The organism is Janthinobacterium sp. Mn2066, from assembly GCF_049319705.1.
Classification (GTDB): Bacteria; Pseudomonadota; Gammaproteobacteria; order Burkholderiales; family Burkholderiaceae_D; genus Janthinobacterium.
Map to the genome: position 1 here is coordinate 359,181 of NZ_JBMOUF010000006.1, position 23,741 is coordinate 382,921.

Sequence of the window (23,741 nt, forward strand, 5' to 3'; positions counted from 1 at the left end):
GACAACCTGACTGGAACATCCATGACGTCATCCGCACTCAAGCGCCCCTTGTTTACCATGCTGGCCCTCAGCCTGGCCATCTCCTCGGCCTTTGCCGCCGCGCCGGCACCCACCGCCGCTCCCGCAGCGATAGAGCAGCCAGCCGACCGCTGGGACTTGAGCGAACTGTATAAAAGCCAGGCCGATTTCGACGCCGACGCCACCAAACTGTCGGCGCAGCTCAAGCAACTGGCAGCGTACAAGGGACAGCTGGGCGCCTCATCGGCCCGCCTGAAAAGCGCGCTCGACCTGTATGCGGATGCGCGCAAACGCATCAACACCTTGAATGTGTACGCCTCGCAATACTATGACCAGGATACGGGCGATAATACGGGCAACCAGCTGAACCAGCGCGCCGCCCTGATGGGCAATGACTTTGGCCAGGCCACCGCCTTCATACAGCCGGAAATCCTCGCCGTCGGCGCCAGGCGCATCCAGGCCATGCTGGCCCAGGACAAGGGTTTGCAGCTGTACCGCTTCCAGCTGGACAACATCTTGCGCAATGCACCGCATACGCTGGACGCTGCCGGCGAACAGCTGATTTCGCAATTTGGCCTGGCGACGGGTTCGGCCGGTTCCATCTACCAGACCCTGTCCAGCTCGGAAATCCCGTGGCCGACCGTGACCTTGTCGGACGGCACCCAGGTCAAGCTGGACCAGGCCGCCTACACGCAATACCGCGAACAGGGCAACCGCGCGGACCGCAAGCTGGTATTCGACGCGTTCTGGGGCAAGTGGAAGGAATTCGAGCGCACCTTCGGCGAAACCCTGTACGGCCAGCTGAAAAGCGACGCCGCCTATGCCAAGGTCCACCATTATCCCGACTCGCAAACGGCGGCGCTCGATGGCGACCATTTGCCGCCGGCCGTCTACCAGACCCTGATCGCGCAGACCAATGCCAACCTGCCGACCCTGCACCGCTACCTGAAGCTGCGCGCGCGCATGCTGGGCATCAAGGACCTGGCTTATTACGACCTGTATCCACCGCTGCTGCATAGCGACCAGACTTTCCCGCTGGCCGATGGCAAGAAGATGATGCTGGACGCCGTCGCGCCGCTGGGACCGGATTATGTGAAAACCCTGAGTGCCGCCGTCAATGCGCGCTGGATGGATGCCTATCCGCGTCCGCGCAAGACTTCGGGCGCGCACATGATCGGCGAAGCGTATGACGTGCACCCGTATGTGCTGCTCAATTACACGGGCAACTATGAATCGGCCACCACCCTGGCCCACGAATGGGGCCACGCCATGCACTCGGTGCTGGCCAACAAGGCGCAACCAGCCCTCTACGCGTCGTACAGCACCTTTGTCGCGGAAATCGCCTCGACCACCAATGAAGCGCTGCTGCTGGACGAGCGCCTGAAACAAGCCAAGAATGACGACGAGCGCCTGCTGTACCTGGGCGCGGCGCTGGAAGGCTTGCGCGGCACTTACTTCCGCCAGGCCATGCTGGCCGAATTCGAAGCGGCCATCCACGCCAAGGTGGACAAGGGCGAAGCGCTGACGGGCGAGGAAATCTCCAGCATCTATGGCGGCATCCTCAAGCGCTACCACGGCGAAGCGCAGGGCGTGATGAAGGTCGATCCGCTGTACACGGTGGAATGGGCCTATATTCCGCACTTCTACAACGCCTTCTATGTGTTCCAGTACGCCACCTCGATCGCGGCGGCGCAGGAATTCTCGCAACGCATCCTGGCCAAGGAACCGGGCGCGCTGGCCGCTTACCTGAAGATGCTCAGCTCGGGCGGCTCGGCCTACCCGTATGACCTGGTGAAAGCAGCCGGCGTCGACCTGGCCTCGCCGAAACCGTACCAGGCACTGGCGGCGCGCATGAACAGCATCATGGACCAGATCGAAGCGATTGAAAGCAAGCGGGGGAAATAAGTCCCCCCTGTAGCCCCAACAGCAAGGGCTGGGGTCAGACCCGAGGGTCTGACCCCGCCGCTTCCTCGGCCGCATACGCGGCCGCATCGCCTTCGAACATGTCTTCCAGTTCTTCGCGTGCCTGGCGCGCGATTGACAGGACTTTTTGCTGGTCCTGGAAGTGCGGCGCTACTTCCAGCAGGGTTTTCAGGTTGTGGGTGCGGAAGATGGCGGCCGCGCGGCGCGCCCGCTCGGCCGGATAGCCCACCTGCAGCAAGGTCTGCTCGCCCAGCAGCAGCGCCGCTTCAAACGTTTCGCGTTCGATCAGGGTCACGCCGCGCTTCATCAACTCATAGTAATGCGTGACGTTGCGCGCCCGCGCCAGTATCGTCAGCTGCGGCAGGCGCAGCCGCACCGCGTCGACCAGCGCCAGGCTGTCCTCCACATTATCGATCGCGATCACCAGCGCTTTCGCTTTTTCAATGCCGGCCGCCACCAGCAAGTCCACCCGCGTGGCGTCGCCATAAAACACCTTGAAGCCGAACTTGCGCAGCAGCTCGATCTGGTCCGGATCGTGGTCGAGCACCGTCACGCCGATCTTGTTGGCCGCCAGCAAACGGCCGATGATCTGGCCGAAGCGGCCGAAACCGGCGATGACGATGGGATTGTCCTGCGCCTCGATATGGTCGTCGGGACGGCGCTTCTTCTCGCCCTGGAAACGCGGTGCGATGAATTGATCGTGCAACAGCAGCAGCAAGGGCGTGGCCACCATCGACAGGGTGACCACCACCACCAGCACGGCGCCCGTCTCGGGCGTGAACACATGCGCGGCCACCGCCGTGGCGAACACCACGAAGGCGAATTCGCCGCCCTGCGACAGCAGCAGCGCAAAAAACAACTGCTGGCCACGGGGAATCTCGAACAGCTTGGACAAGCCATACAGCAAGGCGATCTTGATGGCCAGCAGGCCCGCCACCAGCGCCAGGATCAGCAGCGGCTGCGCGCGCAGCACGCCAAAATCGACGGACATGCCGACCGCGATGAAAAACAGGCCAAGCAGCAGCCCCTTGAACGGTTCCAGGTCGCTGATCAGCTCATGCCGGTATTCGGAATCGGCCAGCAGCACCCCCGCCACAAACGTCCCCAGCGCCATCGACAGGCCCACCGACTCCATCAGCACGCAGATGGCGATCACCAGCAGCAGCGCAAAGGCCGTGAAGATTTCGCGCAATTCGGTCCTGGCGATAAAGCGCAGGATGGGGTTCACAAAACAGCGCCCGCCGATCACCAGCGCCGCCAGCACGCCGGCCAGCTTGGCTACGCGCAGCCAGCCCGGTTCGCCCGCGTGCGTCACCAGGCCGCCCAGCAGCGGCACCAGCGCGATCATGGGAATCGCCGCCACATCCTGGAACAGCAAGATGGAAAAGCCGGCGGAACCGGCCGGGGTGGACATCAGCTTGCGCTCGCCCAGGGTGGCCAGCACGATGGCCGTCGACGACAGCGACAAGCCCAGCGCACCGACCAGCGCCGTGCGCCAGTCCACGCCGAAGGCCATGGCCACCGCGCACAAGCCCGCACTGACCAGCGCCACCTGCGCGCCGCCCCAGCCAAAGATGGGCCGGCGCAGCAGCCACAGGCGCCTCGGTTCCAGTTCCAGGCCGATTAAAAACAGCAGCAGCACCACGCCGAATTCGGAAAAGTCGAGGATCACTTCGACATTGCTGATCAAGCCCAGGCCCCACGGCCCGATGATCACGCCGGCCACCAGGTAGCCCAGTACGGCGCCCATGCCCAGGCGCTTGGCCAGCGGCACCATGACGATGGCGGCCACCAGGTAAAACAAGAGATTGATTAAAAAGCCGTGGTGTTCCATGGGAGTAATCCGGGAAAATATATGTAAAACGTCATCATGCCTGAAGTCGCGGGGACGCACAGGATTTGCAGAATCAGGCAATCTTCGCACAGCATTGGTCTACCGCCAGCCAGGCGTACAGGTGCAAGATGGCATCCTGAATTCACCTTTAGCGGAGCTACCATGAAGACCATCGACCAGATCTATATCAACGGCCAGTTCGTCACGCCGCACGGCACCCAGCAGCTGGAATTGATCAATCCCAGCACTGGGCAAGCAGCCAGCCGCGTGGTGCTGGGCGACGCCACCGACGTCGATGCGGCCGTCGCCGCCGCCAAGGCAGCCTACCCGGCTTATTCACGCAGCAGCAAGCAGGAACGCATGATCATGCTGCAGCGCCTGCACGAAGCGGTGGCTGCCCGCAGTGAAGAACTGGTGCAGGTGATGGTGGCAGAATATGGCGGCACCCTGGCATTTTGCCGCGCCAGCGTGCAGCGCGCGGCCAGCAGCTTCCTGCAAACCAGCAAGCTACTGGACACTTTTGATTTCGTGCGCACGGCCGGTTCGGCGCGCGTCGTGCTCGAACCGCTGGGCGTGGTCGGCATCATCACGCCGTGGAACTCCAGCTACGGCTTTATCTGCAGCAAACTGGCCACCGCGCTGGCCGCCGGCAGCACGGCCGTCATCAAGCCCAGCGAATTGAGCGCGGCCCAGACCCAGATCCTCACCGAATGCCTGCATGCGGCGCAGCTGCCGCCCGGCCTGTTCAACATCGTCAACGGCAGCGGCCAGATCGTCGGCAACGCCATCACGGCGCATCCGGACATCGCCAAGATTTCGTTTACGGGCTCGACCGCCGTCGGCAAACACATCGCCCGTGGTGCCGTCGACACCCTCAAACGCGTCACGCTGGAACTGGGCGGCAAATCGCCGAACGTGCTGCTGGACGATGCCGACCTCGATCTGGCCATTCCCACCGCCGTCGCCGCCTTCACCTTCAACAGCGGCCAGGCTTGCCTGGCGGGCACGCGCCTGATCGTACCGGCCAGCCGCCTGGAAGAAATCAAGCAGCGCATCAAGCTGGCCGTCGATGCCTTGCAGGTGGGCGACCCGGCCAACCCGGACACGCAGATCGGGCCGCTGGTCAATGCCGCCCAGTATGCACGGGTGCAGCGCTATATCGCGCTGGGCACAGAAGAAGGCGCGACCTTGCTGACAGGCGGCGCCGGCCAGCCAGCAGGGCTGGAACATGGTTATTTTGTGAGGCCGACCGTGTTCGTGGATGTGCGCAACGACATGGCCATCGCACGCGAAGAGATCTTTGGCCCGGTGCTGTCCATCATCGCCTACGACAGCGAAGAGGAAGCCATCGCGATTGCCAACGACACGGTGTATGGCTTGCAAGCCTACGTCAGTTCAGGCGACCCTGCGCGCGCCAACCGGGTAGCGGCACAACTGGTGGCCGGCCGCGTCTTCATCAACGGCCTATACGACGAACCGCTGGCGCCCTTCGGCGGCTTCAAGCAATCGGGCATCGGCCGCGAATTCGGCACCTATGGACTGGAAGCTTACCTTGAGCCGAAGGCCATGATGGGCTACTCTGCTAGCCATGAAATCGATTGATCCCACCCCCGCTGCCACCACGCTGGCACTGCTGCGTGCGGAAGCGCTCGCGCTGTTTCAGGATACGCCCCTGGGGCAGCGCGACTTGCCGACGGCGCTGCCTTACCTGTCGTTCATCCGCTTTACGCAAACGACGGCACTCCATCGCGGCATGCTGGAGCCGTCGATGTGCCTGGTGCTGCAAGGGGAAAAGACGATCCTGATCGGCAAGGAGATCACCAATTACGGCGCCGGCAGCTATGTGGTGTCGGCGATCGACTTGCCCGTCTCGGGCCAGGTGTCATTAGCCACGCCGGAACAGCCATATATCGGCCTGCGCATCGCGCTCGACGCGCGCGAACTGGCGGCGCTGGTGATCGACATGCAGCTGGCCGTGCCCGGCACCCGGCGCAAGCAGCCTGCCGCAGCCTATGTCGAAGAAGCCGATGCGGAATTGCGGGAGGCGTTTTTGCGGCTGCTGCGCATGCTGAAAAAGCCGCAGGACCTGGCAGCCATCGGCCCGTTGCTCAAGCAGGAAATCCTGTACCGCCTGCTGACGGCGCGCGGCGGCGAAGCGCTGTATGACAGTGTGACGGCGCACGCGCAGGAAAAAGGCGTGAGCGAAGCCATGCTGTGGATCAAGCACCATTACGACCAGCCCCTGAAAATCGAGCAGCTGGCCAAATCGGTCAGCATGAGCGTGTCGAGCCTGCACCACCGCTTCAAGGCGCTGACCGTGATGAGCCCCCTGCAATATCAAAAGCAGATCCGCCTGCTCGAAGCGCGTAAACTCCTGTTGACCGGCAAGCTGGAAGCGGCCACCGTGGCTTACCAGGTCGGCTATGAAAGCCCGTCCCAGTTCAGCCGCGAATACCGGCGCCTGTTCGGCGCCCCGCCGCTACAGGATATGCAGTACCTGAAGCATCACGAACCGGTCTTGTAGAAACGATCCCAGCCAGAGACGACAAGTTCTCTGACTGGCAACGACGCTGACTCGCTCCACGCAGCTATGCCATTTCCATCTGGCTTGCGCTAGCGCAAATCGCCTCCGGACCAAGCGGCAAGAATCGTCATGGCACCAGAACGATGGCAAAACCAGGCGATAGCTTCCGATTACGCAAATACCGGAGTCCAGCTCATGCAGATAAATCCCGTCAACCGCAGTACGCCAGCAGAGCAGTCATCCAGCTCCGACTTTGATGGTCCGTCAAGGGTGGAAGCCATCGAAGCAGCCGGGTCGGACACATCCGTGACCGAGATGTCGTCCCCACGCCAGGGCCTGAACTGCTGGCTTTGTTACACAAAGCGCATGCACTGGGTGCACAAAATTCCTCGCCTGGGCGTCATCTCAGCACCAGCATGATTTTATTTGCACTCGCCAGTAGCGATATTGCACCTCTGCAAACCCATTCGGCCGAAACGCTATGCTTTGCCAAGACGCTGAAAAGACTGGCAGAAAACCGCTTCGAAGAAACCTGGAATAGCTACTTCAACTTCCCGCCATCAGCTATGGCCTCGACAGAAAATGTCAGCGGTGACGATACGCCCCCAATGTCAAGCAATGCTGCCATCTGGCTGCAAAACGCAAGCCAGGCAGCACGGATGGCAAATCATCGACAGATCGAAGTTGGCGATCTGATCAGCGCGCTATGGGGCTTGAAGCATGGAAGATGGTTGTCCAGGCTAAAAACCATGGCAGTTGACATCCATGCGCTGCAAAGTTACTACGAGCAAGACCTGCTTTCGCTGCACATCCCGGAGGTGCCGCTACGGAACCTGCAGCAGAACAATATCCGCCAGTACCTGCAACACGACAGAGCTTCACATCTCGATCAATTAGGCTTCAAGCAATATGCCATTTCCATCGCTGCATTTCTGACCAGCAGCGATACGCATGGTCCTATCAGCATCAGTATCCAGGCACCATGGGGAGTAGGCAAGTCCTCGCTGATGCGCCAGATTCAATATGAACTGGATCCACCTGCGCAACAGACGTCCATACTGGAAGACATTCGCACGCTTGACGTGGTGAAATTTCTTGATCGCCAGATACCTCTCACGCAACAAAGCAGCAGCGGTCCAGACAAACGCTGGACCGTCTGGTTCAATGCCTGGAAATATGGAAGCTCCGAAGAAGTCTGGGCCGGTCTCGTCGATGCTATCGTCAGTCAGGTCAGCGAACGTCTGGGCCGCGTCCAGCGCGAACTTTTCCTGTTGCGCCTGAACCTTTCCCGCATTGATGATGGCCTGGTGCGTCAGAAAATTTACCAGCGCGTGGCAGCACTCTGGTGGGTGACGATACGCCGCTGGGTGTTGACCGCCATGGCACTGATACTCAGCTTTGGCAGTATCACAGTGCTCACCCATGCTGTTCCTGATCTCAAACATCTCAGCCTGGCCGCCATGTTCGGTGCCGCCGGTACGCAAATCGCCCTCGCAGCCTATGCGGTATGGACTTTTTTTCAATCCAGGAAGAAAGTAGCGGATGAACCTGCCAAATTCAGTCTGGCCGAATATGTCCGCGTACCGGACTATGCCAAGTCAGTGGGCGTCATGCATCAGATACATCAGGATTTGCGGCGCGTACTCGACATCTTGCCGAAGCGCATGATGCAAGATGGCAGCGGCGCCAGCGTCACCGAACCACTCGTCATCTTCATCGATGACCTCGATCGTTGCACCCCCAATAAAATTGCCAGTGTCGTTGAAGGACTCAATGCCTTCCTCGCGGGAGACCAGTCCGAATTTCTGTTTGTCATCGGCATGGATCCGCAGGTAGTGGCTGCGGCTCTTGAGCATGCGCACAAAGACGTCAAAAGCCACTTGCCCTCCTACGAGCAGGTGGTGCCGCTCGGATGGCGTTTCATGGACAAGTTCATCCAACTGGGATTTACCATTCCGCCCGTTCACACTACAGAAAACGATATCTTTATCGATTTCCTGATTGGTCCCGAGACATCAGAAACGCAAAATACGCCAGCCACATCTGAACACTCCGCACCGCTATCCGATGCTGGTGCATCGGCGGCAGCCCAGGTAGAGCGTAGCGTCGCAGATAAGCAGGAAAACGCCAGGGTATTGGAACGGCAACAACGTCAAGAAAGTATGGCATTGCGCAGTGATGGCAAGGACGTGCAAACAATCATGCGCGGGATTTGCAAGGAGTACAACTGTAGCCCACGTGAAATCAAGCGCACCCTGAACTTTGTACGCTTTCTGCTCCTGCTGCGCATTTCGCGCACCACGCATCACTTGCCCATCCCGACCTTATTACAGTACCAGCGTTGGAGCGTGCTATGCATGCGCTGGCCTGACCTGGCGCTATGGCTACAGTGGGGGAGTACCCTTCCGCTGCAAACCAGTATGCCTCCCATTTTCGGCAGCGTAGCGGCGCAGCGGCTTTACTGGCTTGAGCAATGCAGCGCAGACACTCAAAGCAACGTCGACGAATGGGGTAAAACCGCCGCGGATAAACTTGGTTTGCCAGTAGGAAAAGTCAGCTGGCTGAACAACTCCGAAGTCCATCTCTTCTTTGTCCAGGAAACCAGGCAGCCAGCTGAACATCGGATTTCCGCTGGCGCCGCCATCGGTTTTTATTAGCCTTAAGCGAGCGCGGCAATAGAAAGCACCGCGCCCTCTATCACGCTAGAGTGGCGCCACGTCCGTGCGCAGCACCGGATACAGGTTCAGGCGCTCGTCCCAGGAACTGTGGCGGCGGGCGAAGAATTCCAGGCGGGCGCGCGGATTGGCGGCGAAGGCCGGGTCGCTGGCCAGCTTGGCCTGGAAGGTGGCCGCCAGTGCGGGATCGGCCGCCATCTGCGCACGCGCCACGTCTTCGGCGACGTAATCTTCCATGTATTCCTTGCGCTCGAAGGCCGTATTGAAACTGCCCCAGGCCAGCAGCGAATCGGGTGCACGGGGCTCGAGCAGCGCCATCACCAGGCGCGCCTTCGGCTGGGCGATGGGCACATACAAGGCGCCTGCGCCGATCTCGCGCGCTTCTTGTTGCCATTCGCCCTCGACGCTGGCCGTCTGGCGGCTCTCGAACGACTGCGCGCCGAATTTCACCTGCGTGGCGCGGAAGGTTTGCACCGGCTGCTTGCCGAAGCCCGTTTTCAGCACGTGATACGCCACGCCATGCTGGCGCAGTTTTTCCGCCACCATCTGCGCTTGTGCAGCGGGCACCAGGTAGCCAGCCTTGGGCGCCTCGGCCTGCAGCTTGGGCACGATCTCGTCGCGCAGCGGCACCGTCCACAGCTGCGGCGTCTTTTCATCGTAGCGCGTCATCAGGGCGCCCGACACCTCGGACAGGGTGCGCGTGTAGGCATAACCGCGAAACGTGATCTGGTGGCTTTTTTCAGTGGTGGTGTAGCTGAGGGGAACCGTGGCGCCGGCCAGTGCAGCCGAGCGGGCGTCGGCTTGCTGCGCGATGCTGCGCCACTGCGCGCCATGCTGGGCCATTTGCGACAGCAGCGAAACGATGGTGTTGCGGGTGATGCGCACGCGGGTCGGATAATCCTTCCACGAGTGGGTTTCCACCAGCATGCCGAAGCGGTTGCGCAGCAAGAAGTAGCCATGCGAAAAGCGCGGATTCGGGGTCGAATCGACAAAGCCCGATTGCGGATTGTCTTCTTCGGCAAACGACATATAAAACGGTTTCGGGTCCGAACCCTGTTTCGCCAGGTCGGCCAGCACATTGTCGCGCAAGGCCGTGCCGGCCACGCGCAAGTCGGCGTCGCCCGCATGCACGGGTTCGACCTGGATCGAGATATCGGGTTCGAACTGCGCGCCATCGGTCACATGCAAGTCGACATAGGCCAGCGGGTCCCATTGATTGACGAGCGCCAGCATATGCTGCATCTCGGGCGCGTCGGCCTTCATGTAGTCACGGTTCAGATTGAAATTTTGCGCCGTGCTGCGCCAGCCCATTTCCACCGGCCCGCGCTGGTTCGGGCGATTCCACTGGCCGAAGCGCTCATGGCCATCGATATTAAACACGGGCACGAACAGCAATACCTGCTTGTCGAGCGCACCGGGCGCCACTTTCCCTTCCAGTACTTCGCGCAGCGCCAGGAAACCGGCATCCTTGCCATCGATTTCGCCGGAATGGATACCGCCCTGCACCAGCAGCACCGGCAGCTTGCGGCGCGTCGCCTCGGCAGCTGTCAGGGCGCCCGTGTTGCTGACGGCCAGCGCCAGCATGGGACGGTTTTCCGGCGTGCGGCCAAATTCAAAGCAGCGTACCTGCTTCGGATACGCTTGCTGGAAGGCGCTGCACAGCTTGACCACTTCATCGTAACGCCCGGTTTTCAGGAACCCGGAACGTTCGGAAATGGTGGTCAGCGTATCGGGTGCGGCATGGGCCAGCGGAACGGCCAGCATGGCCAGTAACAGGGCGGAACGTAACATGGGCGGAACTCCAGATCGATGGCAAACAAGGTAGCCGGAAATTATAGACCGCTTTGCCACGCCAGGCGGCATGCTGCGGTCTATTTACTCAACTATGAAAATAAGGCCGCTCCGAGGCAAACAACATACGCCGGCTGGCAATACGCCATGCCGGCGGCGCCTTGTCGCCCAACAGGATGATGCCGGCGCTATACACATACATGCGCACGGCCAGCGGTACGGCAGACAGGCTGGCTTCGGCAGTGGCCGGATTGGCGCCACGCCGCAGCTGCTCCAGAAACGCCATGACCTTCGGCTGATAAATGCCTAGCATGACTTTGCCCGTGTCCATATAGGGCGCCGTATCGGCACCTGTTTTCATGGCCAGCGCCAGGCTGACCAAATGCGTCCCCGGATCGCTGCCCTGATCTTGCGGCAATGCCAGCGCGCGGCGTATGACATCGCTGCTGGCGCCATCCGACCCTGCCAGCATGCGCAACAAATGCGCCGACTGCCAATCGTGGCCCAGGGTCCGCTTGTCGGCAGCGTCCAGATCACCACGCGCCATCAGGCTGTAGCCTGGCAACGGCGACTCGCTATCGGCCTGCCAGGCTTCCCCTGCATCCATGCCCGTCAAGCGCATCATTTTCGCGTCTTCCGGACTGCGTTCCAGCATCAACATAGTGTTCAGGCGCGGTGAAACCTCCCTCAAGGCAGCCAGATCGATGCTTTGACCAGTATAGCGCTGCAGGCGTGCCAGCAACACTGCAGCCTCTTCTGCCTTGGGCGGCAGTTTTTTCACCACCAGTTGCAGCTCTGGAATCGCCGCCACCAAATCACCGCTATCGAGCCGGGTATAGGCTGCAACATAAGCCAGCCATGGATTATCCGGCCAGGTACGGCTTGCCGCGAGGAATTGGCGCGACAGCTCCGGGCTGGCTTGCGAACAGCGCAAGGCGATGTATTGCAAGTCGCCGTTATCCGGTTCGCGCGCCGCGCTGGCCTGGTATGGCGCGCACACGGCAGCGCTGCGTTCGGGGCCGGCCAGATCCTGTTGAATACGCAGCAAGACCACATCGCGTGGGCTTGCCTTCAGCCGCTGCGCCAGTATGCCTGCATGCGCTGTATCCCTGGCGGCCAGTTCCAGCCAGTCGGCGGTATGCGGCTGCAGCGTATCGTCCCAGCGCGCATGCCAGCCGATGACGCGCGTGCGTTCAGCAGCATCAGTGAGCAAAGCCAGTTGCTGTTCCGGTTCCAGCTCGCCCAGACCAGCGAGCACGCTGCGGGTATTGCTGCTATTGCCGGAGACTTTGTCGGGCGGCCGGCTGAACAGGATATCGGCATTGGTCGATGACCAGCGCGGCGCACCCAGTATCCGTGGCGGCACCTGGGCCGCGCTGCCATAGCTGGCGGTCGACTCGACCAGCACCGCCGCGCCGCCCACATTGTAGACAGCGCCTGAAAAGCTACCCACCTCTTCGGTGTCGAATTCTTCCAGCAATTGTCCCTGTTCGTTACGGCTGACGATATGGTGACGGCGCTGCGGTGCGACATCGCGTACCAGCGAACTGTAAGGCTGCAACGTAAAGGTAGCGCCATCGAGCTTGACCTCGACCGGCAAACCCAGGCCATTGTAGATCGCCAGCCGGCTCTCACCGCTCAGGCTACCGACGCACAGCACTGCCAGCACGATGCCACCGGCCAGGGCCAGCCGCGCGGCGCCAGGCAAGAAACCATCGGCGCGCTGAAAACGGGCCCACCAGCCCGGCCGCAACTGCAAAGGACGTTCGGCGCCATACGGAAAGCGCACATAATCGCTCGCGACGGACGATGGCGCCAGCGCCGCCGGCATTGGCTCGGTCGGCTCGGTCGGCTCCGGCGTGCCGGCATGCAGCGCCAGCAAGGCTTCGACTGCCAGCAGCCGTTCCAGCGCCACCATGCGCAGCGCAGACAGATGGCCGCACACGTGCGCGGTCCACTGGTCGATATTCGCGACCCAGTAATTGATGTTTTCAAAAGCGCCCGGGCCTGGCTGGCCGGGGCGCTTTTCAGGATGGCTGGCATGGCTTTATGGTCCATGCCATGACATCACACTGGCGTCAGAAGCGGTGGTTCAGTTCCAGCCAGATCTGGCGGCCCAGCGGGCTGTAGTTGCCGATTGGATAGTTAGGCCAGCCATCGCTGGTGTCGCGCTTGATCGTGTCGAGCACATTGTTGACGATGAACGAGACCGTCGTTTGCTGTGACAACTTGTAGACCGTGCTGAAGTTGGCGATGCCGGTCGGTGTCAGGTACGCGGTCTGGGCAGCGTTAGGCACCTTGCCGTAACGCGTCACGGTCAAGGTATTGGACCAGTCGCCACGGCTCCAGTTCAGGCTGGCGATCAGCTTGTCCGGCCAGTCGGTATTGTCCAGCGAGGTCAGGTCGTTCTTTTCCGTGTCAGCCTCGAATTGCTTCGATTTCTTGCTCAAGACCTTGGAGTAATTCGCGCTCAGCGAGAAGTTGCCGTAATCAGCGGTGCGGATCTGATACTTGCCGCTCAGGTCGATACCACTGCTACGCTCCATCGCCGCATTGATCGGCATCACATAAATGGTCTTGATTTCACCAGGACGGTTCACGGCATTGGACGCAAAACGTTCGACGCGGCTCAGTGCGTCGACGCAAGTCGGCGAGCTGATGTCGAGTTTGCCGAGGCGGCAGCTGGCTTCATCGCGCAAGATCTGGTCATCGCTCAGGTTGACGACCATGTCGTCGATCTTGATGTTCCAGTAATCGACCGATACGTCAAAATTGCTGCTCGGCGACCATACCACGCCCAGGCCGAAGGATTTGCCTTTTTCCGATTTCAAGTCCTTGCTGCCGGTCTGCACATAATCAGCGCCCGGCGATACATTGGCGTACTCGCAATTGGAGACGTCCTCGCCGGCTTTCCCGCAGCGGTAGTAATCGGTGGTGCTTGGGAAATAACCGGTGCCGCGCGACTGGTAAATATAGTTCATGTCGGGCGCGCGGAAGCTGGTGGAGTAGTTGCCACGCACCAGCAGCGTTTTGGTCGGGCGCAGTTCCAGCCCGCCGCTATAGGTGAATTTGCCATCGCTGCGGCCGGCAAAACTGTAGCGGTCATAACGGCCCGCCAGGGTACCCGTCAGCATCTGGGTCAGCGGCAAGTTAAATTCTGCACCCAAGGCATAACGGTCGCGCGTACCGGCCGTCGTCTGGGCCGTCGGCGCCAGGTTGAAATAACCCTGGTTGATGCGGTCGTCCGGGTTATTGCTGAAACCCTGCTTGCCCCATTCGGCGATGGTCGCCACCTTGGCGGTACCGCCTGGCAATTCGAACAAATCGCCATTGGTGGCCAGGCTCAGGGTATTGGTCCAGGATTTATCCTTGCCGTTGACGGTGCCGGTGATGCTGTTGAAGTCTTCCGGCGTCAAACGGCGCGACAAACGCGATGGGTCCGGTGCATAGATAGGCGTACCGTCGGACTCGACGCCCAGTTTCGGTCCCAGGAAGAAGGAATCGATATTGGCCAGCGGACGCTGGGTATGGCTGTCGCTCTGGTACAGCGAGGCGCTGTAACCCGCTTCGTAACTCCAGGTCGTGCCGGGAATGCGGCCCTTGGCGCCCAGGGAAATGGAGGTGGAGAAATCGTTCCATTTACGGTTGTAACGGCCAACGCCGCCGATCTCTTCCGGCGAAATGAAACGGGTCCAGCTCTCGTAGTGACCCGTATTCTGGTTCAGGAAATAGCTGTTATTGAACGTGGAAGAAGTCCACGATGGGCCACGGGTATTGTTGGCGGTGGCGTTATTGCCGATCAAAAAGTCGGCGAACAGGGTCTGTTCCGGCGTCAGCTCGTAATTCAGGCTGCCGAAGACATTCTGGCTTTCATTCTTGGTCTGGGTGGTCCAAAAGGTAGGACGGGCTTTCTGGCTGGCGCAATAACTGCCGCTACCGCCCGTGTACTTGGTCACGCTATGCTCGAACAGGTCGCCAAAGTTGTTGCAGGTATCGCCCAGGTCGATATATTTACCGGTAGTGAGGTCTTTGCGGCCCGCGATCACCGTTGGTGTACCAGTGCGGCTGGACATGAAATCGCGGTCGCGGCTCCAGATCGCATCGCGCTGGCTCAATTCGGCGCTGAACAGGGTAGTCAGCTTGTCGTAAGTGCCGCCGCCCGTCAGTTGCACGCGCTGGTTGCCACCGCCACCGCGGGTGGTGTCGCCCGCCTTGACGTTGATGGTCACGCCGTCGGCCTGTTTCTTGAGGATTACGTTGACCACGCCGGCAATCGCGTCGGAACCATAAATGGCCGAGGCGCCACCGGTCAGGATTTCAACCCGGTCGACGATGCTCGATGGAATATTGGCCAGGTTGGTGAAATTGACCGCGCCGTCATACGCGACCGGGAAATCGGCCATGCGGCGGCCGTTCAGCAGGATCAGCGTGTGGTTAGGGCCCAGGCCGCGCAAGCTGATGGCGTTGGCCGATGGCGTAAAGGTATTGCCGTAATCGGCGCCCTGCGTCACGCCGCTGTTTTGCGTCTGGTTATTGAGCGCATCAAACACATTGCTATACCCTTGGCGGGTAATCTCGTCGCCCGTGATCACGGTCACGGCGGACGGCCCTTCCAGGCCGGCGCGCGGGATGCGCGAACCGGTCACGACCACGGCCTGAGGCGCGGCTGCGGAAGCATTGTCGGCGCTAGACGACTGCGCGTGGACCTGCCACGCGGCGCCGCTGAGGGCGGCCAGGATCATCATGCTCAGTGGTTTTAATTTGTATGCTGTTGACATCTTTTGCACTTCTCAATGTGGCAGAAGAGGCGAAAGGTATCAAAGTGATAGTCAGTCCAGAACGAATGCTTTCATTCTTGCTTATATCGTTATTGTTATATCGAAATTTTTTTAATGTATAAGTTGATAATTGACATAAAAAAAAGGCGCCGGGATTGCTCCCGGCGCCAGCTCGCCACACGGCGGTGTTTTCCGCCTTAGCGCACCGAAATCTCGCGATATTGCGGACGCAGCAAACGCATGGCCGTGGCGCCCGAGTCGACCGACTGGCTCAGCAACTGTGCCTTGCCTGTAGGCAAACTGCAGCTCTTGTTGTTGCGGTATTGCAACGCCAGCGCCAGCATGCCTTCAGCGGGATCACCCAATGCGTGCTGGTAATCATCGCTGGCAGCGCAGGTCGGCGCCATGCCGTCGGCAAAGTCGCCAAAGCCCTTGGCATTGACACCCTTGAAGTTGACGGCGAAATAGGTGGTGCCGCAATTGGGCTGTGGATAGAAGCCATACGGTTTGCCGCAGGTCGTGCCGCCGATCAGGTTCACTTCCACATCCACGCCACGCAAGCCGTTGATGATCGCCTCGCTGGCCGAGCAGGTATTGGCCGTGGTCAGTACGGTGACCTTTTTCAAGCCCAGATAAGGCAAGGCCAGGTTTTTCTGCACGGGATTCGGTGCGGCAAAGCCGATGCTGCGCGCGTGGAAAGGCACGGGCGCTTCCGGTTTCGTCTTGTCGTTATACACGATCTGTTCAAACGTCTTGCCCGACGTTTGCTGCGGACCGGCAATCATGTACGCCATTTCGCTGGCCACATCGAGCAAGCCGCCACCGTTATAGCGCACGTCGAGCACCAGGTCGCTGACGCCGGCCGTCTGGAACGATTGCATCGTCTCGATCAACTGCCGCTCGGAGACATAGTTATGCGTGTTGAAGGTCAGATAACCCACCTTGCCGGTCGGCGTATTGATGACTTTTGCGTTTTGCACGGCCGTGGTATTGATGTCGCCGGCGGTCATGGTGGCGATGACCTGGGTGCCGTTACGGCTGAAGACCAGGGTGTGGCTGACTTTCTTGTCGGGGAATATGCCCGCGTTCAATACATCCACGCTGGCCGAGTCGCCCGCATAGACGAAATCGACTCCATCGACGCGCTGCAGCACATCGCCGCGCTGCAGACCGGCCAACGCCGCAGGAGAACCAGGCTCGACCATGGCAATCACCGCATTGCGTGGCGGACGCAGGCTGTTGTTGGCCATCAGGAAACCATAACCGAATTCGACGCCGCTCTGCGATGCTTCCCACTCGGCCGTCGAGTAAGTAAAGTGGAACTGGTCTTTCGGCTTGCCGGAAGGCGTGGTGGCATACGTTTTCAGCACGTCGAAATAGGCTGGGGCCGTGCTGTAGTTTTGCGCCAGATAGGTATTCGGTACTTCGTTGTACCAGAGATAAGCTTCATCGATCCAGCTGCGTACCCAGTCCTGCTCGTTGCGCAAGGTGCCAGGCTTGTCGCTGCTGTTACCGGCACGCGGTTTTTCGCAACGGTTGGCCAGGGTGGCGGAAGGCGCAAAGACAGTCGCGCCGCCATTACCACCATTACCGGTCCCGGTACCGCTGCCATTACCGGCGGTATTGGTCGCGGGTGCGGAACTACCGCCACCACCGCAGGCGGCCAGCGCCAACAAGCTAGCCAGACTCAAACATTGCAACACTTTCATCCCAACACCTTTCCACGGAGAAACAATAATTATAGTGGGGTTGGGAATAATATGTTAGTAAATTTAATACTTCAAAGGGCAAGAGAGTGAAATGGCAGGCGCCATGCTGTCCAGGCGTAAAAATGGCGCCCGCAGGCGCCATCTTGAACTGTCAACTTGATAGCCGGATCAAGCCACGGGCGCTGCCACGGCAGGCGCAGGCACGACCGTCGATGGCACGGCGGGCGGAGCATTGAAAGCGATGATCAAACTGGCTTCCTTCTCCTTGGCCGCCGTCAAATGGCGCTCTTTCACGTGGCCGTAACCGCGGATATCTTCCGGGATGCTGGCAATCGCCACGGCTTGCGCCAGCTTGGCTGTCGTCAGCTTCGGCAGCAGCGCGCCTACCGTCTGGCGGTATTCGGCGATCAGCGCGCGCTCCATCTTGCGCTCGGCCGTGTAGCCGAACACGTCGAGCGCACCGCCACGCAAGCCCTTGAACCTGGCCAGCACACCGAAGGCCTTCATCATCCACGGGCCGAACTCCTTCTTGACCAGGTGGCCCTGGGCATCCGTCTTGGCGAACAGCGGCGGCGCCAGGTGGAATTTCAGCTTCACGTCGCCTTCGAACATGGCGTCGATCTTCGCCTTGAACGCCCCATCCGTGTACAGGCGCGCCACTTCATACTCGTCCTTGTACGCCATCAGCTTGTAGAAGTAGCGGGCCACGGCTTCCGTCAGGCGCAGATGCGGGCCATTCAGGGCGCTTTCGGCCGCACGCACCTGGCCGACGAAATCCAGGTACTGCTGCGCATAGGCGCGGTCCTGGTAAGCCGTCAGCAACTCGACGCGTTTCTCGATGATGTCATCCAGCGTTTCAATGCGCTTGAACTCGACCACCTTGGCTGGCGTCGTCATGCGCACCAGGCTGGCCGCGTCATGCGCGCCGGCGCGGCCCCAGTTGAAGGCGGCCTTGTTGAACGCCACCGAGACGTTGTTCAAGTCGATCGCTTTCATGATGGACGCTTCGCTCAAAGGCACTTTGCCCTTTTGCCAGGCGTAGCCGAGCATGAACATATTGGTGGCGATCGAATCGCCCATCAGCGCCGTGGCGATCTGGCCCGCGTCGATGAAGTCCACATGGTCGCTGCCACAGGCCTTTTCAATTTCCAGGCGCGCACCGGCGCCGGGGAATTGCCAGTCCGGGTTTTTCACGAAGGCCGCCGTCGACGAACTGGTCGAGTTGATCATGGCCCAGCTGCGGCCCTCGCCCATGCGCGACAGCGCGTCGCGGCTGGCCGTGACGATCAGGTCGCAGCCGATCACCAGATCGGCCGCGCCGGTGCCGACGCGGGTCGAGTGGATGTCTTCCTGGCGATCCGCCAGGCGTACGTGCGACATCACGGGACCGCCTTTTTGCGCCAGGCCGCTCATGTCCAGCACGGAACAGCCCTTGCCTTCCACGTGCGCCGCCATCGCCAGGATCTGGCCGACCGTCACCACGCCGGTGCCGCCGATACCCGTCACCAGGATGCCGAACGGTTCCGCAGTCGATGGAATCTGCGGCGTCGGCAAGGCCGGCACGGCAGGTCCGCCTTTATCGGCGGCAGCTGCTTTCTTCGGCTTTTTCAGGCCGCCGCCTTCCACCGTCACGAAGCTTGGGCAGAAACCCGTGGTGCACGAAAAATCCTTGTTGCAGGACGACTGGTTGATCTGGCGCTTGCGGCCCAGGTCCGTTTCCAGCGGTTCTACCGACAGGCAGTTCGATTGCACGGAACAGTCGCCGCAGCCTTCGCAGACGGCTTCGTTGATCACGGCGCGCTTGGCCGGGTCCGGGTATTCATTGCGTTTGCGGCGGCGGCGTTTTTCCGAGGCACAGGTCTGGTCGTAGATCATGGCCGACACACCGGGCATGTCGCGCAGTTCGCGCTGCACGTCCATCAGTTCCGAACGGTGGCGCACGGTCACGCCAGGCGCCCAGGCGTAATCGGACGGATATTTTTCAGGTTCATCGGTGACGACGATGATCGGGCTCACGCCTTCGGCGGCGATCTGGCGCGAAATGATGGCTGGCGACAGCGGACCGTCGAATTCCTGGCCGCCCGTCATGGCCACCGCATCGTTGAACAGGATCTTGTAGGTGATGTTGACCTTGGCCGACACCGCGGCGCGGATCGCCAGGATACCCGAATGGAAATACGTGCCGTCACCGAGATTGGTGAACACGTGTTTTTCATTCGTGAACGGCGCCTGCCCCACCCAGGTCACGCCTTCGGCGCCCATGTGGGTAAACGTCGAGGTTTCGCGGTCCATCCACAGCACCATGTAGTGGCAGCCGATACCGGCCAGCGCGCGCGAGCCTTCCGGCACCTTGGTCGAGCTGTTGTGCGGGCAGCCGGAGCAGAAGAACGGCGTGCGGTCTTTTTGCGGATCGGGTTTCACGCTGATCGCCTTGAGCACGTTTTCCTTCGCTTCCAGGTAAGCGATGCGTTCCTTGACGCGCTGCTCGACCGGGTGGCCGGCGTAGTAGCGCGAAATGCGGCTGGCAATGGCGCGGGCGATCATGGCCGGGTTCAGTTCATAGGTGGCCGGCAGCAGCCAGTCGCCGTGACCGGTGCCCTTCTGGTTGCTCCATTCGCCCGTGTCGTCGAACTTGCCGACCACGCGCGGACGCTCGCCATCCTTCAGGTTGTACAGTTCTTCCTTCAGCGCGTATTCGAGGATTTGCCGCTTTTCTTCGACCACCAGGATTTCGTCCAGGCCCTTGGCGAATTCATGCACGCCATCCGCTTCCAGCGGCCAGGTCATGCCGATCTTGTACAGGCGGATGCCGATGTCAGACGCAGTCTGTTCATCGATGCCAAGGTCGGCCAGCGCCTGGCGCGTATCGAGGTACGATTTACCGGCCGTGATGATGCCGATGCGCGCTTTCGGGCTGTCCCAGATGATTTTATTGAGCTTGTTGGCGCGCGCATAGGCCAGCGCGGCATACCATTTATAGCTGTTCATCCGCACTTCCTGCTCCAGCACCGTGTCTGGCCAGCGGATATTCAAGCCACCCTGCGGCATTTCGAAGTCGGTCGGCAAGGTGATTTGCACGCGGTCCGGATCGAAATCGACGGCGGCGCCCGACTCGATGATGTCGGTCACGCATTTCATCGAGACCCACAAGCCCGTGTAGCGGCTCATGGCCCAGGCGTGCAGACCGTAATCGATGTATTCCTGTACCGACGAAGGGTACAGCACGGGGATGCCGCAGGCATTCAGGATATGGTCGGACTGGTGCGCCGTCGAGGAAGACTTGGCCGCATGGTCGTCGCCGGCCAGCACCAGCACGCCGCCATGCTTGGCGGAACCGGCGTTATTGGCGTGCTTGAACACATCGCCGCAGCGGTCCACGCCCGGGCCCTTGCCGTACCACATGCCGAACACGCCATCGTATTTGGCGTCTTCAAACAGATTCGTTTGCTGCGTGCCCCAGACGGCCGTGGCGGCCAGGTCTTCGTTCAGGCCAGGGTGGAATTTGACGTGGTGTTCGTCCAGGTATTTTTTCGCTTTCACGGCCGTCATGTCGACGGACGTCACGGGCGAACCACGGTAGCCGGTGATGTAGCCGGCCGTGTTCAAGCCCGCTTTCAAGTCGCGTTCGCGCTGCATCATGGGCAGGCGGATCAGCGCCTGGGTACCCGTCATGAAGGCGCGGCCGCGCTCCAGCGTGTATTTGTCGTTCAGTGAAATATCAGCTGCGTGCGTGCCTGGCTCTAGTTCCGAGCCTTTCAGGGGTGCGTTCATTATGTGTCTCCATTATTCTCTGTACTACGCCGTGCCAAGTCGCTTGAACTCACACGTACCAGCCTTGCCTTGTGGGCAGGCCGGTGCGGAAAAATGACTGATAGTCATAGACTAGCACAGGAATGCGCACAGTTCTTTGCTGCACTGCACTCCCGGCGGGCGCTCTTTTACTACTTATTGTTACATCAAACGAAAGCCGGGGTCAGACCCGCCGGGTCTGACCCCAGTTTTAAGCTTCAGTTTTATCTTGCAGCACGCCACGCTTGATCTGGTCCAGTTCGATCGATTCGAATAGCGCGCGGAAGTTGCCTTCGCCGAAGCCCTGGTCGCCCTTGCGCTGGATGATCTCGAAGAAGATCGGGCCGATGACCGTCTGCGTGAAGATTTGCAGCAGCAGTTCGCGCTCGTTTTCCGTGCTGTGGCCATCGATCAGGATGCGCAGACGGCGCAATTCTTCCAGCTGCTCGCCGTGGTTCGGCAGGCGGCGGTTGACCAGTTCGTAATACGTCTCGATGGTGTCCTGGAAATCGATGCCCGTATCGCGCATGCCTTGCACCGACGCGTAGATATTGTCGGTACCCAGCGCGATATGCTGGATGCCTTCGCCGTGGTAAGCGTCCAGGTACTCGGCGATCTGCGACTTGTCATCCGACGATTCATTGATCGGGATGCGGATCTTGCCGCAGGGCGAAGTCATGGCCTTCGATTTGAGGCCCGTCAACTTGCCTTCGATGTCGAAATAGCGCACTTCGCGGAAATTGAACAGGCTTTCGTAAAAGCTGGCCCACTCCTTCATGCGGCCCCGGTGCACATTGTGCGTCAGGTGGTCGATATAGGTCAGGCCATGGCCGACCGGATTGGCCACGGCGCCGGGAATCGCGACGAAGTCCACGTCATAGATGCTGATGTCGCCGATGCCGCCGGGCGCTGCGGCGCCTTCCTTGTCCGCACCCTTGCCGCGCCAGCGGTCGACGAAGTACAGCAGCGAATCGCCCACGCCCTTGATGGCCGGGATATTGAGCTCCATCGGCCCGGTTTTATTGTCGAAACCCCAGGCGCCCAGTTCCAGCGCGCGGCGGTACACGAAGGCGGCGTCATCGACGCGGATGGCGATGGCGCACACGGACGGGCCGTGGTGACGGGCAAAACGCTGCGCGAACGAATCTTGTTCGGCATTGATGATGAAATTGATGTCGCCTTGACGATACAGGGTGACATCTTTGTGGCGGTGGCGGGCGATGGCGGTAAAACCCATGTTTTCGAACAGCTTGCCCAATGCTTTTGGGTCTGGCGCTGCATATTCTACAAACTCGAAACCATCGGTACCCATCGGGTTATCCCAGGGCTGAAATTGCATGATGTCTCCTCCAAGAAGTAGCGCACAGTATAGGCGCGGTCTTCGGGCATTAAATGCCAAAGATCTCCCGATGAACCGTGATTTGCGCAATAATATTGCGTGAAAGTCGAACCACCGGAGGAAGCATGAGCAAAATTACGCTGGATAAAACGGACCGCAAGATCCTCTCTGTCTTGCAGGCCGACGGCCGCCTGTCTAACCAGGACGTGGCCGAGCAGGTCAGCCTGTCGCCATCGCCATGCTTGCGCCGGGTAAAACGCCTGGAAGAGGCCGGCGTGATCCGCCAGTACGTGGCCCTGCTGGACCCGGAAAAGATCGGCCTGGGCTTGCTGGCCTATGTCAACGTGCGGCTGGAAAAGCATAGCGACGCTACTGCCCACAGCACGGCGCGGGTACTGGCGCCCAACCTGGTGACGAATACCTCGCCCCGCGCCGACTTCGCTGTTGCTGTCGCGCAATGGCCGGAAGTGGTGGCCTGCTATGCGATGACGGGCGAAATGGATTATCTGCTGCGCGTGCACGTGGAAGACATGGAGCATTTTTCGCGCTTCATGATGGCGACTTTGCTGCGCCACCCGGCCGTGCTGGACGTGAAATCGAGCTTTGCCTTGCAGCGCATCAAGGATACGACCGCCCTGCCCTTACTGTAATCTTATTGCGGCGGCGCCGCTTTCTTGCGGCCCGGCAAGCGCTCGAACAGTTTATAGGCGGCCCGCGCGTTCGCCTTGAAGGTGTAGTCGAACATGGCGAACTGTTCCTGCACGGCTTCCTGCAGCATGCTCGATGGATTCGGCGGCAATACTTTAAGGTAGGCATCGGCTTCGCCATAGTCGCGCTGGATTTCCATGCCCGCTTTCTTGGCGATGTGCATCATCGTCTTGTTGCTCGACAAGCAATGCATATACAGGGTATCGACATCGTTGTTACGGCAGTGTATCGCCGCCCGCTGGAACAGCTTCGAGCCCACGCCCATGCCACGCATGGATTTCGAGACAGACACGCCAAACTCCGCCACTTGCTCCTTGGTCGTCACCACCTGTCTGGATGGCGCCTGCTCCTTGGGCGCAAACGCCAGATGGCCCACGCCTACCAGTTTGAAGCTGCTGCTGTACACGCCAAAAATCATGTCGCGCGAGAAATTCATCTTCTGTACGTACTGGGCGACGAGTTCGTCGGGCAAGGCGCTGCCAAACCGCAGTAAGCGGTCACTCTTCTCCAGAGACAAGAAATGCTTCATCATGCGCCGCCGGTCGCGCTCATGCAACTGCTTGACCAGCACGCTCGGACGCACGCTGCCAGCGCCAGTGTTACTGAGCCAGCGCCGGAACGGGTTTTGAAATAATTTGGGTAAGCTCACGTCA

Annotated in this window: 13 protein-coding genes; 5 read left to right on the forward strand and 8 right to left on the reverse strand. The window is 60.4% G+C overall.

The annotated features are described in order from the left end of the window. Window positions 1-21 precede the first annotated feature (21 nt). Entirely contained in the window at window positions 22-1,923 is a 1,902-nt protein-coding gene (gene pepF / locus ACL9RI_RS14185) for an oligoendopeptidase F (protein ID WP_422727171.1), read from the forward strand. A 34-nt stretch (window positions 1,924-1,957) separates the two neighbouring features. Here pepF and kefC read toward each other — a convergent pair whose 3' ends face one another. Further along, the gene (kefC, locus tag ACL9RI_RS14190; RefSeq protein WP_422727172.1) at window positions 1,958-3,775 is read right to left on the reverse strand and encodes a glutathione-regulated potassium-efflux system protein KefC; all 1,818 of its coding nucleotides are present in this window, start codon (window positions 3,773-3,775) and stop codon (window positions 1,958-1,960) included. 162 nt (window positions 3,776-3,937) lie between these two features. Here kefC and ACL9RI_RS14195 point away from each other — a divergent pair, with 162 nt between their 5' ends. The 3 genes from ACL9RI_RS14195 to ACL9RI_RS14205 all read left to right on the forward strand — a co-directional run bounded on the left by ACL9RI_RS14195 (window position 3,938) and on the right by ACL9RI_RS14205 (window position 8,956). Further along, window positions 3,938-5,377, forward strand: coding sequence for an aldehyde dehydrogenase family protein (locus tag ACL9RI_RS14195; RefSeq protein ID WP_422727173.1), 1,440 nt, complete (start codon window positions 3,938-3,940; stop codon window positions 5,375-5,377). Further along, a complete protein-coding gene (locus ACL9RI_RS14200) occupies window positions 5,364-6,299 on the forward strand; it encodes an AraC family transcriptional regulator (protein ID WP_422727174.1) in 936 nt (311 codons plus the stop codon). Before ACL9RI_RS14195 ends, ACL9RI_RS14200 begins: the two co-directional genes overlap by 14 nt. Window positions 6,300-6,715: 416 nt before the next feature. Further along, the gene (locus ACL9RI_RS14205; RefSeq protein ID WP_422727175.1) at window positions 6,716-8,956 is read left to right on the forward strand and encodes a KAP family P-loop NTPase fold protein; all 2,241 of its coding nucleotides are present in this window, start codon (window positions 6,716-6,718) and stop codon (window positions 8,954-8,956) included. 45 nt (window positions 8,957-9,001) lie between these two features. Here the strand turns inward: ACL9RI_RS14205 and ACL9RI_RS14210 are convergent, their stop codons facing one another. The 6 genes from ACL9RI_RS14210 to hppD form a co-directional block, all read right to left on the reverse strand. After that, window positions 9,002-10,765 (reverse strand): M14 family metallopeptidase, encoded by a 1,764-nt coding sequence (locus ACL9RI_RS14210; RefSeq protein WP_422727176.1) that lies wholly within the window; start codon window positions 10,763-10,765, stop codon window positions 9,002-9,004. An 88-nt stretch (window positions 10,766-10,853) separates the two neighbouring features. After that, window positions 10,854-12,710, reverse strand: a complete 1,857-nt coding sequence (locus ACL9RI_RS14215; protein WP_422727177.1) for a hypothetical protein — start codon at window positions 12,708-12,710, stop codon at window positions 10,854-10,856. 133 nt (window positions 12,711-12,843) lie between these two features. Next, window positions 12,844-15,543, reverse strand: coding sequence for a TonB-dependent receptor plug domain-containing protein (locus ACL9RI_RS14220; protein ID WP_422727178.1), 2,700 nt, complete (start codon window positions 15,541-15,543; stop codon window positions 12,844-12,846). 197 nt (window positions 15,544-15,740) lie between these two features. Then, window positions 15,741-17,252: a S41 family peptidase gene (locus ACL9RI_RS14225; protein WP_422727179.1), complete on the reverse strand. Its 1,512-nt coding sequence runs from the start codon at window positions 17,250-17,252 to the stop codon at window positions 15,741-15,743. 168 nt (window positions 17,253-17,420) lie between these two features. Continuing rightward, window positions 17,421-21,023: an indolepyruvate ferredoxin oxidoreductase family protein gene (locus tag ACL9RI_RS14230; RefSeq protein ID WP_422727180.1), complete on the reverse strand. Its 3,603-nt coding sequence runs from the start codon at window positions 21,021-21,023 to the stop codon at window positions 17,421-17,423. A gap of 229 nt (window positions 21,024-21,252) precedes the next feature. Next, entirely contained in the window at window positions 21,253-22,380 is a 1,128-nt protein-coding gene (gene hppD / locus ACL9RI_RS14235) for a 4-hydroxyphenylpyruvate dioxygenase (RefSeq protein ID WP_422727181.1), read from the reverse strand. A gap of 125 nt (window positions 22,381-22,505) precedes the next feature. On the opposite strand from hppD, the gene ACL9RI_RS14240 reads away from it, so the two are divergent. Further along, window positions 22,506-23,030, forward strand: coding sequence for an Lrp/AsnC family transcriptional regulator (locus ACL9RI_RS14240; RefSeq protein WP_034783525.1), 525 nt, complete (start codon window positions 22,506-22,508; stop codon window positions 23,028-23,030). Between the two features lie 2 nt (window positions 23,031-23,032). On the opposite strand, the gene ACL9RI_RS14245 is transcribed toward ACL9RI_RS14240, so the two are convergent. After that, the gene (locus ACL9RI_RS14245) at window positions 23,033-23,737 is read right to left on the reverse strand and encodes a GNAT family N-acetyltransferase (protein WP_422727182.1); all 705 of its coding nucleotides are present in this window, start codon (window positions 23,735-23,737) and stop codon (window positions 23,033-23,035) included. Window positions 23,738-23,741 lie beyond the last annotated feature (4 nt).